Annotated in this window: 16 protein-coding genes; 6 read left to right on the top strand and 10 right to left on the bottom strand. The window is 73.9% G+C overall.

The genetic code is table 11. The annotated features are described in order from the left end of the window. Nucleotides 1-18: 18 nt before the first annotated feature. The gene (locus tag ABZ070_RS07355; RefSeq protein ID WP_356630965.1) at nt 19-699 is read left to right on the top strand and encodes a VanZ family protein; all 681 of its coding nucleotides are present in this window, start codon (nt 19-21) and stop codon (nt 697-699) included. Here the strand turns inward: ABZ070_RS07355 and ABZ070_RS07350 are convergent. After that, nucleotides 662-3,247, bottom strand: coding sequence for a helicase C-terminal domain-containing protein (locus ABZ070_RS07350; protein WP_356630963.1), 2,586 nt, complete (start codon nt 3,245-3,247; stop codon nt 662-664). The genes ABZ070_RS07355 and ABZ070_RS07350 overlap by 38 nt on opposite strands. A gap of 120 nt (nt 3,248-3,367) precedes the next feature. Here ABZ070_RS07350 and ABZ070_RS07345 point away from each other — a divergent pair, with 120 nt between their 5' ends. Then, on the top strand, nt 3,368-4,459 hold the full coding sequence (locus ABZ070_RS07345; RefSeq protein WP_356630907.1) for a hypothetical protein: 1,092 nt from the start codon (nt 3,368-3,370) through the stop codon (nt 4,457-4,459). 522 nt (nt 4,460-4,981) lie between these two features. On the opposite strand, the gene ABZ070_RS07340 is transcribed toward ABZ070_RS07345, so the two are convergent. The 4 genes from ABZ070_RS07340 to ABZ070_RS07325 all read right to left on the bottom strand — a co-directional run bounded on the left by ABZ070_RS07340 (nt 4,982) and on the right by ABZ070_RS07325 (nt 8,993). Continuing rightward, nucleotides 4,982-5,962: an iron-siderophore ABC transporter substrate-binding protein gene (locus tag ABZ070_RS07340; RefSeq protein ID WP_356630905.1), complete on the bottom strand. Its 981-nt coding sequence runs from the start codon at nt 5,960-5,962 to the stop codon at nt 4,982-4,984. Between the two features lie 16 nt (nt 5,963-5,978). Further along, on the bottom strand, nt 5,979-6,800 hold the full coding sequence (locus ABZ070_RS07335) for an ABC transporter ATP-binding protein (protein WP_356630903.1): 822 nt from the start codon (nt 6,798-6,800) through the stop codon (nt 5,979-5,981). Continuing rightward, nucleotides 6,797-7,861, bottom strand: a complete 1,065-nt coding sequence (locus ABZ070_RS07330) for an iron chelate uptake ABC transporter family permease subunit (RefSeq protein WP_356630901.1) — start codon at nt 7,859-7,861, stop codon at nt 6,797-6,799. The genes ABZ070_RS07335 and ABZ070_RS07330 overlap by 4 nt, the downstream gene beginning before the upstream one ends. Before the next feature lie 121 nt (nt 7,862-7,982). After that, nucleotides 7,983-8,993, bottom strand: coding sequence for an iron ABC transporter permease (locus ABZ070_RS07325; RefSeq protein ID WP_356630899.1), 1,011 nt, complete (start codon nt 8,991-8,993; stop codon nt 7,983-7,985). Nucleotides 8,994-9,098: 105 nt separating this feature from the next. On the opposite strand from ABZ070_RS07325, the gene ABZ070_RS07320 reads away from it, so the two are divergent. Then, nucleotides 9,099-9,779 (top strand): HAD family hydrolase, encoded by a 681-nt coding sequence (locus ABZ070_RS07320; RefSeq protein ID WP_356630961.1) that lies wholly within the window; start codon nt 9,099-9,101, stop codon nt 9,777-9,779. On the opposite strand, the gene ABZ070_RS07315 is transcribed toward ABZ070_RS07320, so the two are convergent. After that, nucleotides 9,722-10,006 carry a hypothetical protein gene (locus tag ABZ070_RS07315; RefSeq protein WP_356630897.1) on the bottom strand — a complete coding sequence of 95 codons (285 nt, stop codon included), beginning with the start codon at nt 10,004-10,006 and terminating at the stop codon, nt 9,722-9,724. The genes ABZ070_RS07320 and ABZ070_RS07315 overlap by 58 nt on opposite strands. A 182-nt stretch (nt 10,007-10,188) precedes the next feature. Between ABZ070_RS07315 and ABZ070_RS07310 the strand changes: the two genes are divergently transcribed. Continuing rightward, nucleotides 10,189-10,572, top strand: a complete 384-nt coding sequence (locus ABZ070_RS07310) for a cold-shock protein (protein ID WP_356630895.1) — start codon at nt 10,189-10,191, stop codon at nt 10,570-10,572. Between the two features lie 24 nt (nt 10,573-10,596). On the opposite strand, the gene ABZ070_RS07305 is transcribed toward ABZ070_RS07310, so the two are convergent. The 4 genes from ABZ070_RS07305 to ABZ070_RS07290 all read right to left on the bottom strand — a co-directional run bounded on the left by ABZ070_RS07305 (nt 10,597) and on the right by ABZ070_RS07290 (nt 14,111). After that, complete coding sequence (locus ABZ070_RS07305; RefSeq protein WP_356630891.1) at nt 10,597-11,469, bottom strand: 1,4-dihydroxy-6-naphthoate synthase; 873 nt, start codon at nt 11,467-11,469, stop codon at nt 10,597-10,599. Beyond that, entirely contained in the window at nt 11,466-12,146 is a 681-nt protein-coding gene (locus ABZ070_RS07300) for a futalosine hydrolase (RefSeq protein WP_356630889.1), read from the bottom strand. Before ABZ070_RS07300 ends, ABZ070_RS07305 begins: the two co-directional genes overlap by 4 nt. A 16-nt stretch (nt 12,147-12,162) precedes the next feature. Further along, the gene (locus ABZ070_RS07295; RefSeq protein ID WP_356630887.1) at nt 12,163-12,642 is read right to left on the bottom strand and encodes a DUF2771 domain-containing protein; all 480 of its coding nucleotides are present in this window, start codon (nt 12,640-12,642) and stop codon (nt 12,163-12,165) included. A 119-nt stretch (nt 12,643-12,761) separates the two neighbouring features. Further along, entirely contained in the window at nt 12,762-14,111 is a 1,350-nt protein-coding gene (locus tag ABZ070_RS07290) for an MFS transporter (RefSeq protein ID WP_356630885.1), read from the bottom strand. Nucleotides 14,112-14,498: 387 nt separating this feature from the next. On the opposite strand from ABZ070_RS07290, the gene ABZ070_RS07285 reads away from it, so the two are divergent. Together ABZ070_RS07285 and ABZ070_RS07280 are read left to right on the top strand one after the other, a co-directional pair. After that, nucleotides 14,499-15,443, top strand: coding sequence for a DUF3027 domain-containing protein (locus ABZ070_RS07285; protein WP_356630883.1), 945 nt, complete (start codon nt 14,499-14,501; stop codon nt 15,441-15,443). Nucleotides 15,444-15,861: 418 nt separating this feature from the next. Next, the coding region (locus ABZ070_RS07280) for a molecular chaperone Hsp90 (protein WP_356630881.1) at nt 15,862-19,071 on the top strand (3,210 nt) is incomplete at its 3' end.

The following is a 19,071-nucleotide window of genomic DNA, read 5'->3' as shown; positions in this document are numbered from 1 at the left end:
GCGGGTATCCGCGTGTCCATGACCAAGGAAGCCGAACCCCGCCGTGAGTGGGGCAGAACCGTCCTGAGGGCCTTCCTGATCGTCTGCGCGTTCGTCGCGATGGTCCTCTTCTCGGCCGTGCTCGCACGGCTCACGCTGTCGCCGTCGGCCGCGTCCGAGGGCGTGGCGACCGCCAACCTGCGGCCCGGGGCGTCGCTGCGCCAGTACGCGCAGGACTACACGTTCCTCGCGGCGTGCAAGCAGGTGGGTGGCAATCTGCTGCTCGGCGTCCCGTTCGGCGTGCTGCTGCCGGTGCTGGTGCCGCGTTCGCTGCGGCTGGTGCGGGTGATGGTGCTCACCGTGCTGGTGATGACCCTGGTGGAACTGGCGCAGGGCGCGATCGTCACCGGCCGCGCCTTCGACGTGGACGACGTGATCATCAACACCACGGGTGCGTTGATCGGGTACGTACTGCTGGGCCGGCGGCTGGGCCGGGCGGGACGCAGGCGGCGCGGCGAGCCGCAGGGGGCCGCGGACTCGGCGGCCCAGGGCCCCGCAGACGCCGAGCAGTCCACGAGGTCGGCGAAGCGCACGAAGCCCGCCAAGTTCGCGAAGCTTGCGAAGCCCGCCAAGTCCGCGAAGCCCGTCGCCGCATCCGCGGGCTGGGGGCCGGGCGGCCTGTTCAGGTGGCGTCGTCGGCCAGTTCGGCCACGCCCGTGATGCGGTGCAGCGGATACGTGCGCACCTCGTCCGCGGTGTGGTCGTACGCCGTGACGAAGCCGCCCTCGACCCGGACGGGTGCGATGACGCGCTGGCTCGCGGAACCCTCCGCGTTCACATAGCCGATCCAGACCGCGGAACCGGTGAGTGCGGCGGCCTGCACGGTCGCGAGGGTCTCCGCCGAGGTGGTGCGCGGCAGTTCACCGCCCTGGGGCCGGCCCGCCACCGCGGCAGGTTTGCGTACGACGGTGGCGGCGAGATCGCCCGCCCTGATCGCCTTGACCGCCGCGCCGAGCAACGTGCCGTCCGGCACGGGAGGCCCGTCCGGCACGGGGGTGGGCGCGGCGCGCGGCGGCGTGCGGCGGGCGTGGGCGCGGGTGATCAGCACATCACCCTCCGCGCTCTCCGCGGCCGGCGCGTATCCCATGACGCGCAGCCCCTCGAGGAGCGTTCCCGGATCGGCCTGGGACGCCAGCACGGTGGGGGCCAGGCGGCGCAGGCCGAGGCCCTGCGAGCGTTTGTCGGCGAGGATCTCGCCGAGGAGCGCGTCGTCGTCGCAGCGCACATAGGCGGAGGCGGCGCCGATGCGCAGATGGCCGTGCCGGCGGGCGACGTCGTCGATGAGGTAACTGAGCGGCTGGGGGACGGGCGTTCGCGAGTGCGCGGCCAGGAAGGCGTGCAGGTCCGACGCGGCCTTCCCGGCGTCCAGGGCGCGCCGCACCGAGGCGGGGGTGAAGCGGTAGACCGTGGCGCCGCCCTTGGACTCCACGTCGGCGAGGACGGCGAGCGTCTCGGCGAGCGGCCGTTCCAGAGGGCCGGGTGCGACGGCGGTGAGGTCGGCCTGGAGGAGGACGTGGTCGAGCGGCTCCGGCAGGAGCGGCGCGAGCGCCTTGACCGCGCGGGCGCGGCGCGCGGCGAGCGCCTCCTGGCCGGCGCCCCCGCGGGCTGTATCGGGGCCCGCAGCTGTGTCGGCGCCCGCAGCTGTGTCGGCGCCCGCACGGGCCGCGCCGCCGGTCATCACGTCCGGTCCGTCGGGGCGGTCCGCCTCGTCCAGGCCGAGCAGGGCCCGAGCGTGCGTCGAGAGGGCGCCGCGGCCCGTCACGCCGATCAGCTCCGCCTCCGAGAGGGTCCACGTCGCGGCCAGTGCCCGCAGGTCCTTCGCCCCGCCGGCGGCGTCGCCGCGCAGCGGACGTTCCCAGCGCAGCCGGGCCAGCAGCGTCTGAGGGTCGGGGGCCGTGCCCGGGGGGAGGGCCGCGAGCAGCTCCAGAATCCGGTGCCGGACCTCCACGGTCGCGGAGCGGTCCAGGTCCGGCCCGAGCGCGGACAGCGTGCGGCCCTTGCTGTCCTGACTGCCGACGAGCCCCGGCGTGCGCGTCGCCGTCAACCAGGCGATGGCGAGTTCACCCCACCTTTCCGCCACCGGGAGTTCGAGCCACTCGTCGTACGCCGGTGTCGGGGCGTACCGCTCGTCGGCCTCTCCGTCGGACGCCAACAGCCCGGCCGCATAGGCCAGTTCCAGCCAGAACGCCGCCAGCTGCTCGTTCGTGTCCAGCGCCGCGGCCGTCCGCTTGAGATCCCGTACGGAGAGACCTCCCGCGCGCAGCACCGCCGGCCCGCCCTCGTGCCAGTCCTTCAGCAGGTCCTCGACCGTGGTCAGCGCCGTGTAGGCCTGGCCCGCCGCCGCACTGTCCACAGCCTGTGGACCGTATGACGAGGCCGGCTCGACGGCCGGCGGAACCGGCTCCAGCACCCGGTGCGCCCGCCCCGCCCGGAGATGCAGCGCCGCCTCCCGCGGCAGCGCCACCGTGCGCGTCGACGCCGGAAGCAGCAGCCCCCGGTCGCGCAGCCAGCGCACGGGCGGCGCCGGATTGGACGTCACCTCGCCGTACGGCGGCCCCCACACCAGGCGGTCGAGGATCCCCAGCGCCTCCGGCGGCGCCGTGTCCAGCAGCGCCGCCATCCTCGTCCGGTCCGTGAACAGCGAAGTCAGCGCCGCGACGGCGGACACCGGGTCGTGCGTGGTCGGCAGGCCCGCGGCCGCCAGGATTTCCTGCAGCCGGCCGGGCGACATCCCGGCGGTCGCCTCGGAGACGGTCGGGCCGAGCCCCGTCGGCGACGGACGGGTGGGCGACGGCGCGAGCAGCTCCCGCGCGGTGCGCACCAGCCGCAGCCGGTCCTCGCCGCCCCACACCAGCGCCTGCCGGCGCAGCGACGCCAAGGCCACCGGCAGGGCGGCCTCGACGGCCGGGTCGCCGTCGTCGCCGGTCAGCAGCGCGAGCAGCGTGCCGTACGGGGCGGGGTCCGATGCGGCGGCCAGCGCCTCGGCGGTCTGCAGCGCGAACCGGTCCAGCCGCTCGAGGGCCCGCACGACCGACGCCCGGGTGCCGGCCCGGGTCGCCAGCTGGGTCACGTCGTTCGGCACCGGGCTCAGCAGATCGGGGCGGGCGCGCAGCAGCGCGGCCAGCTCCTCGTCGCCACGGGCGCGCAGCGCCTCGGCGAGGGTGCGCGGGCCGCCGCCGGTGGCGCTGCTGCCGCTTCCTTCGGGCATGGTCCCCATCCGCCCCACGTTAGCCCCTGGAGCGCTACCGTCGGGGACAGGGCGGCCCGGGAAGGCGGGCGGCCGGCCTTCGCAGGCCCTTCGCTGGGAACGTCGTCAGGGGAACCGCCGGTGGGGATCGAGAGCGACCAGCTCGTCTACGACTATCTGAGCCGCGTCGGTGACCTGGCTCAGCAGGCCCAGCTCCCGTCCGGTGCGCGCATGCGGCTCGTGACGACACTGCGGAGCGAGATCGACAAGCAGCGGGCGAAGTTCGGCGGAGACAGCCCGGCGGGCGTCCGCCGCATCCTCGGACGGCTCGGCACGCCGGACGAGGTGGTGGCGTCGGCGGCCTCCTCGACGACTTCCCCTTCCCCGACGACCTTCCCGACGGCTTCCCCGGCCGCGGTGTCCGAGCCGCAGGACACGGGGAGTTCGCGTGCTGCGCCGGGCGCGGCGTCCGAGGACTCCGGGGGAGGCGCGATGCCGCGCCAGCGGGGGTGGCGTCGCGTTCCCCGGCCGCGTCGCGCCGACACCCCGGCCCCCGCACCGCGTCCGGCGGTCTCGCCGCCGCACCTGGCCGGCATGGACGAGCTGGGTCCTTCGGGCTCCGAGCCGGACTGGTGGCGCATCGATCCCGGTCCTTTCGGCTCGAGCGACAGTGTGGCCGGGTTCGTGGGGGGCGTCGAGATCCCCGAGATACTGAAGCCGCCGTCGGCACCGGACGACGCAGCGCAGAGCGAGGCGGAGCCGGAGCCGGCCCGGGTCGCGGAGCCGGAGGCCGCGCCGGGCGGCCGTCGGCGTCTGCTGCGGCGTCTCCTGCGGCGCGGCGGGACCGTCGTCGCGGAACCGGCGCAGCCCGCACAGCCGGAGCCGGCCGCGCGGGCAGGCTTCGGCAGCCCGATGCTGCTGCTCGCCGCCGCGCTGCTCGTTGCGGGCGCGGTCCTCGGTTCGCTGATCGCCCTGGGCCTCGGCTGGCTCCTCGCGTACGGCTCCCGCCGGCTCTCCCGCGCCGAGGTCAAACTGGCCGTGCTCGGCCTGCCCGGCACGGTCGCCACGGGCGCACTGCTGTGGCTGTGGGGCCGCATCAACGGGCACTGGGGCGAGCCCGTGCCGGAGGGCGGCATGCGGGACGTGCTGACGGAGATGTGGCCGTGGGTGCTGAGGGGGGCGGCGGTGGCGTCTGCGCTGTTCCTGGTGTGGCGGGGACGCCGGGCACGCTGACCCCCACGCCGGGCTTCCCCCACCCGGGCTCCGCCCGGCCCCGTGGCCTGTATCGGGCTAGACATCGGGCCCTGTATCGGGCTCCGCCCGGACGGGGGCTGTGTCGGGTTCCGCCCGGGCTCGGGGGCTGTGTCGGGTTCCGCCCCGACCTGGGCCTGTATCGGGTCCCGCCCGGACATCGGGCCCTGTATCGGGCTCCGCCCGGACCTCGGGTCCGTACCGGGGTCCGCCCCGACCCCGGGCCCTGTACCGGGCTCCGCCCGGGGCCCCTCGGGCCCCGGGGGCCCTGCGTGGTCTCGTCGACACCCTCTACGGCCCTGGCGGCCGTGAGTGGCGGGTCAGCTGCTGGGCGCAGGGGAGCTGTCCCCGGACGGGCTGTGGCCGCCACGCGCGGCAACCGCATCCTCGTCGGCTGCGCCCCACGCGGGCCCGGGGCCGGAGCCCCGGGCAGGCCGTGAGACGAGTTGCCCCGACGGGGGTGAGGCCGCCGCTGCGCGGCAGACGCCGCCCCGTGGGGTCCGGCTACTTCGTCAGGTGGGACTGCAGCTCGTCGAGGATCTTCGACGCCGCCGTGTAGCCGATGCCCTGGATCCACAGTTCGTCCTCGACGGCGAAGGCCTTGTCGTTCTCGACCGCCTTCATGCCCTTCCACAGCGCGCTGTCGAGGGTCTGCTTCCGCTTGGCCTTCGTCGGGTCGCCGTACGTGGAGTGGAAGACGACGTCCGCGTCCGCGAGGTCGATCTTCTCGGGGCTCACGTCGTACGAGAAGCCGTCCTTGGCCTTGTCCGTGATGGCGGGGCGGCCCACGCCGACGTCGGAGAGGAGCGTCGAGATGTAGTTCCGCTTGCCGTAGATGCGGATGTCCGCGCCCTCGACGAAGCGGACGACGTTGACCTCGGTCTTTGCGGCCTTCTCCTTGCCGCCCAGCGCCTTGGTGACCTTCTTGGTGTGTGCGTCGTAGTCGGCGACCGCCTTCTTGGCCTCGGCCGTCTTGCCGAGGGCGTCGGCGTGGAGCTGGAAGTTCTCCTTCCAGGGGTGGCCGGTGGTCTCCGTCATCACGGTCGGCGCGATCTTCTTCAGCTCGGCGTACTTGTCGCCGTGCCGGATCTTGCTGGTGAGGATCAGGTCGGGCTGGAGGGCGGCGATGGCCTCCAGGTTGGGCGTCATCATCTCGCCGACGTCCTTTATGCCCTCGACCTTGTCCTTGGGCAGGTAGGGCAGGAAGCCGGACTCGGTGCCCGCGTGGGTGGCGCCGACCGGCTTGACGCCGAGGGTGATGGCGGAGTCCAGCTCGGCCGTGTCGAGCACGACGACGCGCTTCGGGGCCTTCTTGACCTGGACGTCACCCATGGCCGTCTTGACCGTGCGCAGGTCGCTGCCGCCGGCGGCGGACTCCTTGCCCTTGTCGGACGGCTCAGAAGAACCGCACGCGGAGAGCACGAACGCGGCGGTGAGCGCGAGGGACCCGGCGAGGAGGCCGCGGCGGCGGAGGGCGGTGATCATGACAGGGGGCGACCTTTCAGGCGGACTGCGTGGACGGCGTGGGGGCTTTTGCGGGGGAGTACGGCGCTCCCGGTACGACGAGCGGCGACCCGGTCACCGGGTCGGGGACCACGACCGACTCCATGCCGAACACCTCGCGGACCAGCTCGGCGGTGACGACGTCCGCCGGACGCCCCTCCGCCACGATGCGCCCGGCCTTCATGGCGACGAGATGGTCGGCGTAGCGGGCGGCCTGGTTGAGGTCGTGGAGCACGGCGACGACCGTGCGGCCGCGTTCGTGGTTCAACTGCCGTACGAGGTCGAGCACCTCGACCTGGTGCGCGATGTCGAGGAACGTGGTCGGCTCGTCCAGCAGCAGCAGATCCGTCTCCTGAGCGAGCGCCATCGCGATCCACACGCGCTGGCGCTGACCGCCGGACAGCTCGTCGACGGGCCGGTCGGCGAGGCCGGTGACGTCCGTACGCGCCATCGCGTCCGTCACCGCGCGCTCGTCCTCCTGCGACCACTGCTGCCACCAGTGCTGGTGCGGCTGGCGGCCGCGGGCCACGAGGTCGGCGACGGTGATGGCCTCGGGCGCGACCGGGGACTGCGGCAGCAGGCCGATCGACTGCGCGATCTTCTTCGTCGGGATCTTCGACAGCTCGGCGCCGTCGAGCAAAACCGCCCCACCCCTGGGCCTCAGCAGCCGGCCGAGCGCCCGCAGGGTCGTCGACTTGCCGCAGGCGTTGGGCCCGACGATGACCGTCACCTGCCCGTCGGGGACGGCCAGGTCGAGCTCGTGCACGACCGTGCGGTCCTCGTAGGCGAGCGTCAGCTCGCGGGCCGTCAGCCTGCTCACGACTTTCCTCCAGCGGTGCGGCTACGGATGATGAGCCAAATCAGATACGGGGCCCCGACGGCGGCCGTCAGCACACCCACCGGCAGTTCCGTGGGCGAGAACAGTCGCCGCGCCGCCAGATCGGCGAGGACGACGATCACCGCGCCGAGCAGTGCGGAGCACAGCAGCGGGATCTGGGCGGTACGGGTCGCCCGGCGCGCGATCTGCGGCGCCAGCAACGCCACGAAGTCGACGGGGCCGGCCGCGCCGGTCGCGACCGACGCCAGTACGACTCCGAGGAGCACCAGCCCGAGCCGTACCCGGCCGAGCCGTACGCCCAGAGCGGTCGCCGTGTCGTCGTCCATGGAGACGGTGCGCTGGGCGCGGGCGGCCCACAGGATGGCGGGCAGCAGGGCGAGCAGCGTCCAGCCGAGCGGCGCTGCCTCCTCCCAGCCGCGGCCGTTGAGCGAACCCGTCATCCAGATCTGCGCCTGCTGGGCGACGAGATAGTCGCCCCTGGTCATGAACAGCGTCGTGACCGAACGGAGCGCGATCGCGAAGCCGATGCCGATGAGGACGAAGCGAGTGGCGTGCAGTCCGCCGCGCCAGGCGAAGACGTACACGAGCGCGGCGGCGACGACACCACCCGTCACGGAGAGATACGGCAGCACCGTGTAGGAGGTGACGCCGAACGTGAGCGCGCCGACGGTGAGAGCGCTCGCGCCCTGGCTGATGCCGATGATGTCGGGGCTGGCGAGCGGGTTGCGCGCGACGGTCTGGATCAGCGCACCGGCGACTCCGAAGGCTGCGCCGACGAGGAGCCCGAGGACCATGCGGGGCAGCCGCAGCGTCCCCACGACGAGCTCGTTCGGCGACGGCTGCCCGAAGAGCACCTTGAGCACTTCGCCCGGCGCGACGAAGCTCTCGCCGACACAGAGGTAGGCGACGCAGGACGCGCAGAGCACGAGGGCGAAGGCGGCGGCGACGGCCGCGGCGCGGCGGTGCAGCAGGAAGCTGGCGCGGCCGGTGCGGGCGACGGCGTAGCCGGCGGGACGGACGGTCGTGACAGCGTCAGCGCTCACGCGGCGCCCTCCCTGTGTACGGGCCGCGTGTACGGGCCGCCCGGTTCGCGTGCGGGCCGCGTGTACGGGCCGCCCGGTTCACGTACGGGTCGCCCGGTCCGGCCCCGGCCAAGAACGGACGTCACGCCGGCACCGCCTTCCGCCGCACCAGCGCCACCAGGAACGGCACGCCGATCAGCGCCGTCATCACGCCCGCGGGGACCTCGCTCGGCGGGAAGACGATCCGGCCGATCACGTCCGACACCAGCAGCATCACCGGGCCGACGACCGCCGCCATCGGCAGCACCCATCGGTGGTCGCTGCCGACGATCGCGCGGGCGATGTGCGGGACCGCGAGGCCGATGAACGCGATCGGGCCGGCCGCCGCGACGCCCACGCCGGTCAGGACCGTCGCACCGACGCCGCCCACGATCCGGACCGTCGCGACGTTCTGCCCGAGGCCCTTCGCCACGTCCTCGCCGAGAGCCAGCGCGTCGAGTCCGCGTGCCACCCACACCACGAGGGCCGTGCCCACCAGCAGGAACGGCCAGATCTGGCCGACCACTTCCGCGTCGCGCCCGGCGACCGAGCCGACCTGCCAGAAGCGGAACTCGTCCAGTGCCGCCGCCTTCGTCGTCAAGATGCCCATCGTGACCGACACCAGCAGCGCGTTGATCGCCGCGCCGCCGAGCGCCAGTTTGACGGGGGTCGCGCCGCCGCGGCCACGGGCCGCGATCGCGTACACGGCGACCGAGGCGACGGCCGCGCCCGCGAAGGCGAACCACACGTACCCCGTGAGCGTGTGCACTCCGGCGAAGGCGATGGCCAGCACCACGCCCACCGAGGCGCCCTGGCTGATGCCGAGGATGCCCGGATCGGCGATCGGGTTGCGGGTGATGCCCTGGAGGACCGTGCCGGCGAGGGCGAGCGCGGCGCCGACCATCAGACCGATGAGGGTGCGCGGCACGCGCAGCTCGCGGACGACTTCGGCGTCGGGGCTGTTTCCGCCGTTCAGTACGGCGTCGAGGACGGTGGACGGTGCGACGGCGCGTGCTCCGACCGCAAGGCTGAGCAGCACCGCGAGCAGCAGGGCGGCTACGGCGGCGGCCGTCCACCCGATGCGGCGGGCCGCGAGCGCGCGTCTGGCTGACATGGGCACCAATCGAAGGCGGACGGCTCAAGGAAGCCGGCGAAAGCAAGGTTGGTAAGGCTGGGCTAAGTCTAGGCGGGCCCGAATCCGTGCCGACGCGTGGGCACAATGACCCCCATGGCTTCCTCTTCCGCGCCGCGCCCGCTCACCGTCGGATTCGATCTGGACATGACGCTCATCGACTCACGCCCCGGAATCCACGCCGCCTACCGGGCGCTCTCCGCGGAGACGGGGGTGCGGATCGACGCGGACCTGGCCGTCACCCGTCTCGGACCGCCGCTGGAGCAGGAGTTGGCGCTCTGGTTCCCCCACGAGCGGGTCCAGGAGATGGCCGACCGGTACCGCGAGATCTACCCCGGACACGCCATCGGGCCGACCCCGGCGATGCCGGGCGCCCGCGAGGCGATATCGGCGGTCCAGGAGCTCGGCGGACGCGCGATCGTCGTCACCGCCAAGCACGAGCCCAACGCCAAGCTCCACCTCGCGCACCTCGGCATCGCCCCCGACGAGGTGATCGGCTGGCTGTGGGCGGAGGCCAAGGCGGAGGCGCTGCTCGAGCACGGCGCGGCGGTGTACGTCGGCGACCACATCGGCGACGTACGGGGCGCGCGCCTCGCCGGCGCCCTGTCGGTGGCGGTGCCGACGGGGCCGTGCGACGCGGGCGAACTGAGCGAGGCCGGCGCGGACGTGGTCCTCGAGGACCTCACCGCGTTCCCGGCCTGGCTGCGCGACTACAGCGCGGACCCCGCCGGCGCGGAGCCCGCGGCGGGCCGTGCGGATCTGGCCTGACGCCGCTGCGCGGCGATCGAACGCAGCACGCCGGCCGCGGCGACCAGGAAGCCGACGCCCATCAGCATGCTCACCGCGTACGCGACGGTCGGGAACGGCTCGGTGCCCAGGAACAGCGGGGCCACCGTGACCAAAGTGGCTACGGCGCCGACGATGAAGACGATGGCGCCGGCGCGCACCAGGCCGTCGCCCGGGGCGGGAGCGGCCGAGGCAGGAGTAGCAGTCATTCGGCCAGGGTAGTTCCCTTGCGCACAGGAACCGATCAGGGACGTCTTGTCACCAGCCTCTGGACCATTAGCCTTGGGGGTGGCGGGTCAGGCGACCCGCTGTAGTGCTATCCAGAGCCGTTTTTTCGGCGCCCCAACTTGCGGTGCCCCAGCGCCCAACGAGTACGAGGACGAGGACAGACGTGCCTACCGGCAAGGTCAAGTGGTTCAACAGCGAGAAGGGCTTCGGCTTTCTCTCCCGCGACGACGGCGGCGACGTCTTCGTGCACTCCTCCGTGCTCCCGTCCGGAGTCGAGGCCCTGAAGCCGGGTCAGCGCGTCGAGTTCGGTGTCGTCGCCGGTCAGCGCGGCGACCAGGCGCTGTCGGTGACGCTGCTGGACCCCACCCCCTCCGTGGCGGCGGCCCAGCGGCGCAAGCCGGACGAGCTGGCGTCCATCGTGCAGGACCTCACCACGCTGCTGGAGAACATCACTCCGATGCTGGAGCGCGGCCGCTACCCCGACAAGGTGCACGGCGCGAAGATCGCGGGCCTGCTGCGAGCGGTGGCGGACCAGCTGGACGTCTGAGCCAGACCGGCGGAACGGGCGTGCTCACACGAACGAGAGCGCGCCCGGGCCGAGGGGCGGTACGAGCCCCTCGGCCGCCGCGCGTGTCAGCAGCCCCCGCACGGCCGCGTAGCCGTCGTCCCCGAGGTCGGCCGTGAACTCGTTGACGTACAGCCCGATGTGCTGGTCGGCGACGGCCGGGTCCATCTCCTGGGCGTGCTCGAGCACATAGGGACGCGACGCCTCCGGGTCGTCCCACGCCATGCGTACGGACGTGCGCGCCGACTCCGCGAGCAGACGCAGTGTCGGTGCGCCCAGCGACCGCTTGGCGATGATCGCGCCCAGCGGGATCGGCAGACCAGTCGTGGACTCCCAGTGCGCGCCCATGTCGGCGAGAGAGTGCAGCCCGTAGTCCTGGTAGGTGAACCGGGCCTCGTGGATGACGAGCCCGGCGTCGACCTTGCCGTCGCGCACGGCCGGCATGATCTCGTGGAACGGCATCACGACGACCTCGCCGACACCTTCGGGGACGACGTCCGCGGCCCACAGCCGGAACAGCAGATACGCGGTCGAGCGCTCGCTCGGCACGGCGACGGTCTTCCCCGTGAGGTCCGTAGAGCCTTCGGCCCGGGAGGTGCCCCCATGAGCACCGGCCTCCCGGGTGAGGACGAGCGGGCCGCAGCCCCGGCCCAGCGCGCCGCCGCACGGCAGCAGCGCGTACTCCTCGAGAACCCACGGCAGCACCGCGTACGACACCTTGAGCACGTCGAGTTCACCGCGCTCCGCCATCCCGTTGGTGATGTCGATGTCCGCGAACGTCACATCCAGCGCGGGCGCGCCGGGGACCCGGCCGTGCGCCCAGGCGTCGAAGACGAACGTGTCGTTCGGGCAGGGCGAGTACGCGATGCGCAGGGTCACGAGTGCTCCTCGAGGACGGGGGCGAGCTGGTGGAACGCCCGTCGCAACGCGGCCAGGGCGTCGCCGATGCGCCAGGCGGGGCGGTCCCGGGGGCCGACGGCATTGGAGATCGCGCGGATCTCCACGACGGGCACGCCGTGCACGGCGGCGGCCTCCGCGACGCCGAAGCCCTCCATCGCCTCCGCGGCGGCACGCGGATGCCTGGCCGACAGTTCGGCGGCGCGGGCGGCGGTGCCGGTGACGGTGGAGACGGTCAGTACCGGTGCGTGGGTCGCGCCCAGCGCCTCGGCGATGAGCGCGGACAGGCCGGGCGGAGAGGGGTGCACGGTGCGGCCGAAGCCGAGTTCGTCGACGGGCAGGAAGCCGTCAGGGGTGTTCGCGCCTAGGTCGGCGGCGACCACGGAGTCCGACACGACGAGCGAGCCGACGGGCGCGTGCGGCGGGAAGCCGCCGCCGATGCCGGCCGACACCACCAGGCCGTAGGGCCGGTCCGCCACGGTGAGCGCCGTCGCGGCGGCCGCGGCGGCACCGGCGGGACCGACACCGCCGACGAGCACGTCGTAGGCGGGGGTGCGGGTCAGCGCGTAGCCGCCGGGGAGGGAGACCGCGGCGCCCTCCACGTCCGCGACGACGGCGGCGGCCTCGGCCGCCACCGCAGTCACGACAAGTACGCGCACGGCATCGACCTCCGGGTCAGGAGGCCTTCTCGAACGAGAAGTTCCAGATGCCGACGACCTTCTTGCCCTTGGTCTCCATGACGCTGACGGCCGTCTTGGTCGTCGGCTCACCGGTCGGCGAGGTGAAGAACGCGTTGCCCGGAATGGTCCGGTACGTCTTCTTGTAGGGCTCCTGCTCCACCGGCTGCGCGCCGAACAGCAGGGTCCAGCCGTTCTCCGCGATCTCCGGGTCGACGCCCATGCGGACCTGGTCGTCCATGGCGACCTTGATGGACTCCGTCGGCTTCTGGGTCAGGCAGCCCTGGATCTCGGACTCCTTGATCGCCTCGCCGTCGTTGTAGCAGGCGGCCTCCGCGTGGACGGAGTCCGTACCGATGGTCACCGTGACGAGCGGCGTCGGCTTGTCGCAGGCGGAAAGGACGAGGAGCCCGGCGGAGACGGCGCCGAGAGCGGCAGCTGCCCGGCGGCGCTTGCCGGAGAAGAACGCAACGGTCATGAGCCGAAGGCTATCGGGCCCGCTTCGTCCTGCCGCGCGGGGGTACGCGGCGCGGCGTGAGCTGGTTACGCCACGAGGGTTGCGGACTCGCGGGTGGGAGCGGCGCCCGCGTGCCTCGCCTACGCCACCCTCGCCCGCGGCCGGCCGCTCCGCCGTCCCGCCCCCAGCAGTCCGCGCCCGGCCACCACCGCTCCCGCCGCGACGATGCCCGCCGCCACCGACATACCCACTACACCGTTCAGCGGCAGCACGATCCCGATCGCGCCCCCCAGCACCCACGCCATCTGGAGCAGCGTCTCCGCGCGGGCGAACGCCGACGTACGGACCTCTTCCGGGACGTCCCGCTGGATCAGCGCGTCCAGGGACAGCTTCGACAGCGCCTGGGACAGCCCCGCCATCGCGCCGAGCACCGCCACCATGCCCGCGCTGAAGAAGACCGCCGCCGTGACGGCCGCCGCCAGGACCAGGGACAGCATCGTCACGATGATCGCTTCGGGGGCGCGGGACTTCAGCCAGGCCCCGATGGCCGTGCCCAGCGCGTTGCCCAAGCCCGCCGCGACGCCCACCATCCCCAGCGAGACGGCGGCCGACTGGCCGGCGAGCGGATGCTCGCGCAACAGGAACGCGAGGAAGAAGATCAGGAACCCGGACAGCGCACGGTGCGCGGCGTTCGCCTGCAGTCCGTGCAGTACCGACGGGCCCACCGTGCGCAGGCTCGGCTTCGTCTCGCCGTGGTTGAGCATGCGCACCTTCGACTCGCCCTTCGCCGAGTCGACCTTGGGCGCCATCGTGAACGCCCAGTACGTGCCGAGGACGAACAGCACGAACGCCCCGTACAGCGGCCACTGCGGCCCGATCTGCTGCAGCCCCACCCCGGCCGGCGCCGCGATCCCCGTCGCGAGCAGGCCCGCCAGGGTGACCCGCGAGTTCGCCTTCACCAGTGAGAACGTCGGTGGCAGCAGCCGGGGCACAACCGCACTGCGCACCACCCCGTACGCCTTGGAGGACACCAGTACGCCCAGTGCCGCCGGATACAGCTCGAGGTCGCCCGTCGCGACGGCGCCCGACATCATCAGCGCCAGCAGCGCGCGGGCCAGCATCGCGCCCGCCATGGCCGCACGACGGCCGTGCGGGACACGGTCGAGGAGCGGGCCGATCACCGGGGCCAGCAGCGCGAAGGGCGCCATCGTCACGACGAGGTAGAGCGCGACCCGGCCGCGCGCCTCGTCGGTCGGTACGGAGAAGAACACCGTGGACGCCAACGCGACCGTGATCATGACGTCGCCGGCGCCGTTGACGGCGTGCAGCTCGATCAGTTTGCCGAGGCCCGACTCGCCCGCTCCATGAGCGTGCGTCGCTTTGCGGATGCCGCGGGCGGTTCCGGTGAAAGGGAGGTGCAGGGCACGGCCCACCGTCCGGCCCGCCCTGCGGAGCGGCCCGGCTGAGTCGGACGACCTTGCGGCTGCCACCCCGTCATAGTGCCCCACCCCCCGCGTCCCCGAACCGTGACAGCGCCCCGGCGTCCGGGGTGTTTCGCCTTTGCCGCCACAGCGTCCTGCTCCCGCCTCCCGCTCCGGCGAGCAGGCCGCACCCTTGTCGGTTCGTCCCGTGTTGGGACGGGCAGGTGGGCGGCGGGCGTAGGAAGGGGTAGCGTGCGTAGCGCGCCACCGGCGGTTGTTCTCGGCCGCGCGCCTCTTCGGCATCCCGCAGAATGGATGACGTTAGGTGTGCCCGGGATCAGGACGGTCCGGGCGTGCTCACGTCGATGCGGCCCCCTGGTCCGCTCCGTGCGCCGCCCAGTACCTCGGAATCGGCCGAGCGCATCCGTGAGACGGCGTAGGAGAGAAGCGAGACCTGTGAGTGCTGCGACGACGCGAAGCCGTACCCCCGACCGTCTGTGCGCCGAGGCGGTAGACCTTGCCCGGGAGGCGGCCGAGGAGGCCGCTGCGCCCGGGGTGGTCGGAGACCATGTGTCGGTCGTCTCCGAAGGGGACCGGGTCGTCACGCACTTCTTCGAGTGCCAGGAGCCCGGCTACCGGGGCTGGCGCTGGGCAGTGACCGTCACGCGCGCCTCGCGCGCCAAGGTCGTCACGCTCGACGAAACCGTCCTGCTGCCCGGCCCCGACGCGTTGCTCGCCCCCGAGTGGGTGCCGTGGAGCGAACGGCTCCGGCCCGGCGACATGGGCCCCGGCGACCTGCTGCCCACCGAGGCGGACGACCTGCGCCTGGAGCCCGGCTACACCGGCGAGGACGAGCCGCCGCCGAACTCGGTCCTCGCCGAGCACCCGCCGTCGCACGACCTGGTCGAGCGGGTCGAGGCGGAGGACGCGGAACTGACCGACCGCAGGCCGGCCATCGAGTCGACGACGAACAACGGCCGCGGCCAGATCGCGGCGCTCGCCGAGGAACTGGGCATGCGCAGGGCGCGCGTGCTGTCCCGCTACGGCCTGCACACCGCGGCCGACCGCTGGGAGGAGTCCTTCGGCGCGAAGACGCCGATGGCGCAGGCGGCTCCGGCGGCGTGCGTCACGTGCGGCTTCCTGGTCCCGATCGCGGGCTCCCTGCGGCAGGCGTTCGGAGTGTGCGCGAACGAGTTCTCGCCGGCGGACGGCCGCGTGGTGTCTCTGACGTACGGCTGCGGTGGTCACTCGGAGGCGGCGGTCATGCCGAAGCCGCCGAAGCCGGCGGAGCCGGTCTTCGACTCGATGGCGGCGGACGAATTCCCCCTCCGCCCCGCCCGCGACGGCGGCTCGGTCCCCACGGAGCCGGACGGCACGTCGGAGGACTTGGGCCACTCGTAGCGCGGCTCGGGCAACTCAGCCCGTCCGGCGTTCGGGGACATGGCCGCGGGGGGCAAGTCAGCCCGTCCGGCGTTCGGGGACATGGCCGCAGGGCGGGCACCTCAGCCTGTCCGGCGTTCGGGAACATGGCCGCAGGCCGGGAAACTCAGCCTGTCCGGCGTTTGAGGACGCCGCCGCAGGCGGTGCTGCGGCCACCGGGGGTGCGTCGGGGCGGGCCCCGGCCGATACGGCCCGGCCGCAGCGGCGGGCAACTCAGCCGCGGCGGCGCCCCGGTTTCGGGAAGGGGCGGGGTGGGGGCCTCGCCGTGCGTCACCGCGGCCCGCCACGCGGTACCTTCGGCCCCAGAACAAGCAAGCCCCGCCGAGGCCCCCGGACACACCGGAATCCGCCCGGTGATGCGAGAGAGCGGAGTCACACCGTGAGCGTCAGGACGACCGAGTGGGCCGACCCGTTCGGGACGGCACGGCTGCGGCGCGGTGTGCTCGACGCGTGGGGCGCGAGCCCGGCCCGGTTCCGGGAGGACGCGAACGCCGAGGAGGACCTCGCGCTCGGCGGCTACCGCGACCGTCTCGTGGTCGAGCTGGCGCAGAACGCCGCCGACGCCGCCGCCCGCGCCGGCGTCCCCGGCCGGCTGCGGCTGACACTGCGCCCGGCCGGCGGCCAGGAACCCGCCGTGCTCGCCGCCGCGAACACCGGCGCCCCGCTCGACGCGACCGGCGTCGAATCGCTGAGCACCCTGCGCGCCTCGGCCAAGCGCGAGGGCCACGAGGCAGCCGTCGGCCGGTTCGGTGTCGGCTTCGCCGCCGTCCTCGCCGTGAGCGACGAGCCCGCCGTCATGGGCCGTCACGGCGGTGTGCGCTGGTCGTTGGCGGAGGCCAGGGAGCTGGCCGGGCAGGTCGCCAAGGCCAGCCCGGGCCTCGGGGACGAGCTGCGCCGCCGGGACGGCCACGTACCGCTGCTGCGGCTTCCGCTGCCGGCCGAGGGCACCCCGCCCGAGGGCTACGACACGGTCGTCGTGCTGCCGCTGCGCGACGGCGCAGCCGTCGACCTGGTGGAGCGGCTGCTCGCCGGTGTCGACGACGCGCTGCTCCTGACGCTCACCGGCCTCGCCGAGATCGTCGTGGAAACCCCGGACGGCGTACGGGTGTTGAAGCGCCACGCGCAGGACCCGTACGTGCGGGTCGAGGACAGCGTGCGCGGTGAGCGCCGCTGGCGCGTCGTCAGCCACGGCGGCCCCATCGAGCGGGCGCTGCTCGCCGACCGGCCCGTCGAGGAGCGCCTGCGGCCGCACTGGACCGTCACCTGGGCCGTGCCCGTCGACGACGAGGGCGCCCCGGACCGTCCGCAGACCCAGCCCGTCGTGCATGCGCCGACCCCGACCGACGAGCCCCTCGGCGTACCGGCGCTGCTCATCGCGTCCCTGCCGCTGGACACCACCCGCCGTCACCCGGCCAAGGGACCGCTGACCGACTTCCTGGTGGAGCGCGCGGCCGACGCGTACGCCGAACTGCTCGGCGCCTGGCAGCCGGTGACGACAGGGACCATCGACCTCGTGCCGGGGCCGCTCGGCAAGGGCGAGCTGGACGGCCGGTTGCGGGCGGCGATCCTGAAGCGGCTGCCGCGCACCGCGTTCCTGGAGGCGGCGGTCCCGCGGGACGCCGCGGACGAGGACACCGGCCTGCCGGACCGGGTGACCAGCGGAGGGCTGCGGCCCATCGAGGCGGAGGTCCTGGAGGGCGCGGGCACGGACACCGTGCGGGTACTGGCCGAGGTGCTGCCGACGTTGCTGCCGGCCGGTCTCGAGCGCCGTGTGGAGCTGCGCACGCTGGGCGTGGCGCGGGTGCCGCTGACGGAGGCGATCGACCGGCTGGCCGGTCTGGAACGCGAACCGGCATGGTGGCAGCGGCTGTACGAGAGCCTCGCCGGCGTCGACCCCGACCGCCTGTCCGGCCTGCCGGTACCCCTCGCGGACTCCCGCACCACCATCGGCCCCCGCCAGACACTGCTGCCGCTCGCCGACACCCCGGCCGACCTGGCCCGGCTCGGCCTCAAGGTCGTGCACCCGGACGCCGCCCATCCGCTGCTGGAGAAGCTGGGCGCGCTGCCCGCGACGCCGCGGGCCGTTCTCACGACGCCCCAGGTGCGGGCGGCCGTCGCGGCGTCGCTCGACGCGGGCGAGATCTGGGACGAGGACGCGGACTCGCTCGACGCGGAGGAACTGGCGGAGACGGTCCTCGCCCTGGTCAGGGACGCGGAGTTGGAGCCGGGCGACGAGCCGTGGCTCGGCGCGCTGGCGCTGCCCGACGAGGACGGGGAGCTCGCTCCTGCCGGTGAGCTCGTGCTGCCGGGCAGCCCGTTCGCCTCCGTCGTCCGCGAGGACGAACTCGCGCTGTGCGACGCGGAACTGGCCGAGCGGTGGGGCGAGCAGCCGCTCGCGGCGTGCGGCGTCCTCGCCAACTTCGCCCTGGTCCGCGCCACCGACGTCGTCCTCGACCCGGACGAACTCGAGCCGCGCGAGGGCGACTACGCCGAGCCGGACGACGCCGGACTGCTCGACGCGGTCGACGTGTGGGCCGAGGACGTGCTCGACCGGCTGCCGGACACGCCGGTGCCGCCGGTCGCCACGGAGATCGTCGCCGTGCGGGACCTGGACCTGGTGGACGACGACTGCTGGCCGCAGGCCCTGGCGCTGCTGGCGCAGCCGCCGCTGCGGGACGCGCTCACCCAGTCCGTACGGATCCTGCTGCCGGACGGCACGACGGAGACGGTGCGCCCGTACACGGCGTGGTGGCTGCGCGACCACCCCGTGCTCGACGGCCGCCGCCCGGCCGGTCTGCGCGCGTCGGGCGCCGACCCTCTGCTGGAGGGCCTGTACGAGTCGGCGGACACCACCGGCTTCGAGGACGCGCAGGTGCTGCACGCCCTCGGCGTCCGCACGTCCGTCGCCGCGCTCCTCGACGAACCGGGGGGCGCGGCGGAGCTGCTGTCGCGTCTCGCGGACCCGGACCGCCAGGTGTCGGCCCGGCAACTCCACGCCCTCTACACGGCGCTCGCCGATCTGGACCCCGAGCAGGTCACGCTCCCCGACGAGTTGCGGGCGGTCGTGGACGGCGAGGTGGTCGTGGTCGACGCGGCCGAGGCGGTCGTCGCGGACACCCCCGACCTCCTCCCGCTGTCCGCCGGCGTGCCCCTGCTGCCGGTGAGGCCCACGCGCGCGGAGGACTTGGCGGACCTCTTCCAGGTGCGCCGCCTGAGCGATGCGGTCGAGGCGGACGTCACGACGGACGGCGAGGAACACGAGGTCCCGGAGTCCGTCCGCATCCTGCTGGGCCCGTCGACGCCCTCCTCGTACGTCGAGCACGAGGAACTGATCGCGGGCGGCATCGAGCTCGACTGGCGCCGCGCCCCGGACGGCACACTCCACGCCGCGACCCTGGAGGGCGTGGCAGCCGGCCTCGCCTGGTCGGCCGGCCAGTGGCCGCGCCGCTTCGAGGTCGCTGCGCTGCTGGAGGACCCGTCCCGCACGGAGGAGCTGGGGCATGGGCGAGGAAGGACAGCGCCTCGCGGAACTCGCCGACGACTTCGAGCGGCGGCACCCCGCCGTCACGGTCGACGTGACCCCGGTGAG

Source organism: Streptomyces sp. NPDC006283 (genome assembly GCF_040613325.1).
Lineage (GTDB): Bacteria > Actinomycetota > Actinomycetes > Streptomycetales > Streptomycetaceae > Streptomyces.
The sequence above is the reverse complement of the archived record's forward strand: the minus strand, read 5'-3'. Positions and strand labels throughout refer to the sequence as shown.

What these genes read in the sequence shown, in the direction of transcription:
- ABZ070_RS07355 (WP_356630965.1), top strand. Translation starts at nt 19, where the DNA reads ATGACCAAGGAAGCCGAACCCCGCCGTGAGTGGGGCAGAACCGTCCTG.
- ABZ070_RS07350 (WP_356630963.1), bottom strand. Translation starts at nt 3,247, where the DNA reads ATGCCCGAAGGAAGCGGCAGCAGCGCCACCGGCGGCGGCCCGCGCACC.
- ABZ070_RS07340 (WP_356630905.1), bottom strand. Translation starts at nt 5,962, where the DNA reads ATGATCACCGCCCTCCGCCGCCGCGGCCTCCTCGCCGGGTCCCTCGCG.
- ABZ070_RS07325 (WP_356630899.1), bottom strand. Translation starts at nt 8,993, where the DNA reads ATGTCAGCCAGACGCGCGCTCGCGGCCCGCCGCATCGGGTGGACGGCC.
- ABZ070_RS07320 (WP_356630961.1), top strand. Translation starts at nt 9,099, where the DNA reads ATGACCCCCATGGCTTCCTCTTCCGCGCCGCGCCCGCTCACCGTCGGA.
- ABZ070_RS07315 (WP_356630897.1), bottom strand. Translation starts at nt 10,006, where the DNA reads ATGACTGCTACTCCTGCCTCGGCCGCTCCCGCCCCGGGCGACGGCCTG.
- ABZ070_RS07295 (WP_356630887.1), bottom strand. Translation starts at nt 12,642, where the DNA reads ATGACCGTTGCGTTCTTCTCCGGCAAGCGCCGCCGGGCAGCTGCCGCT.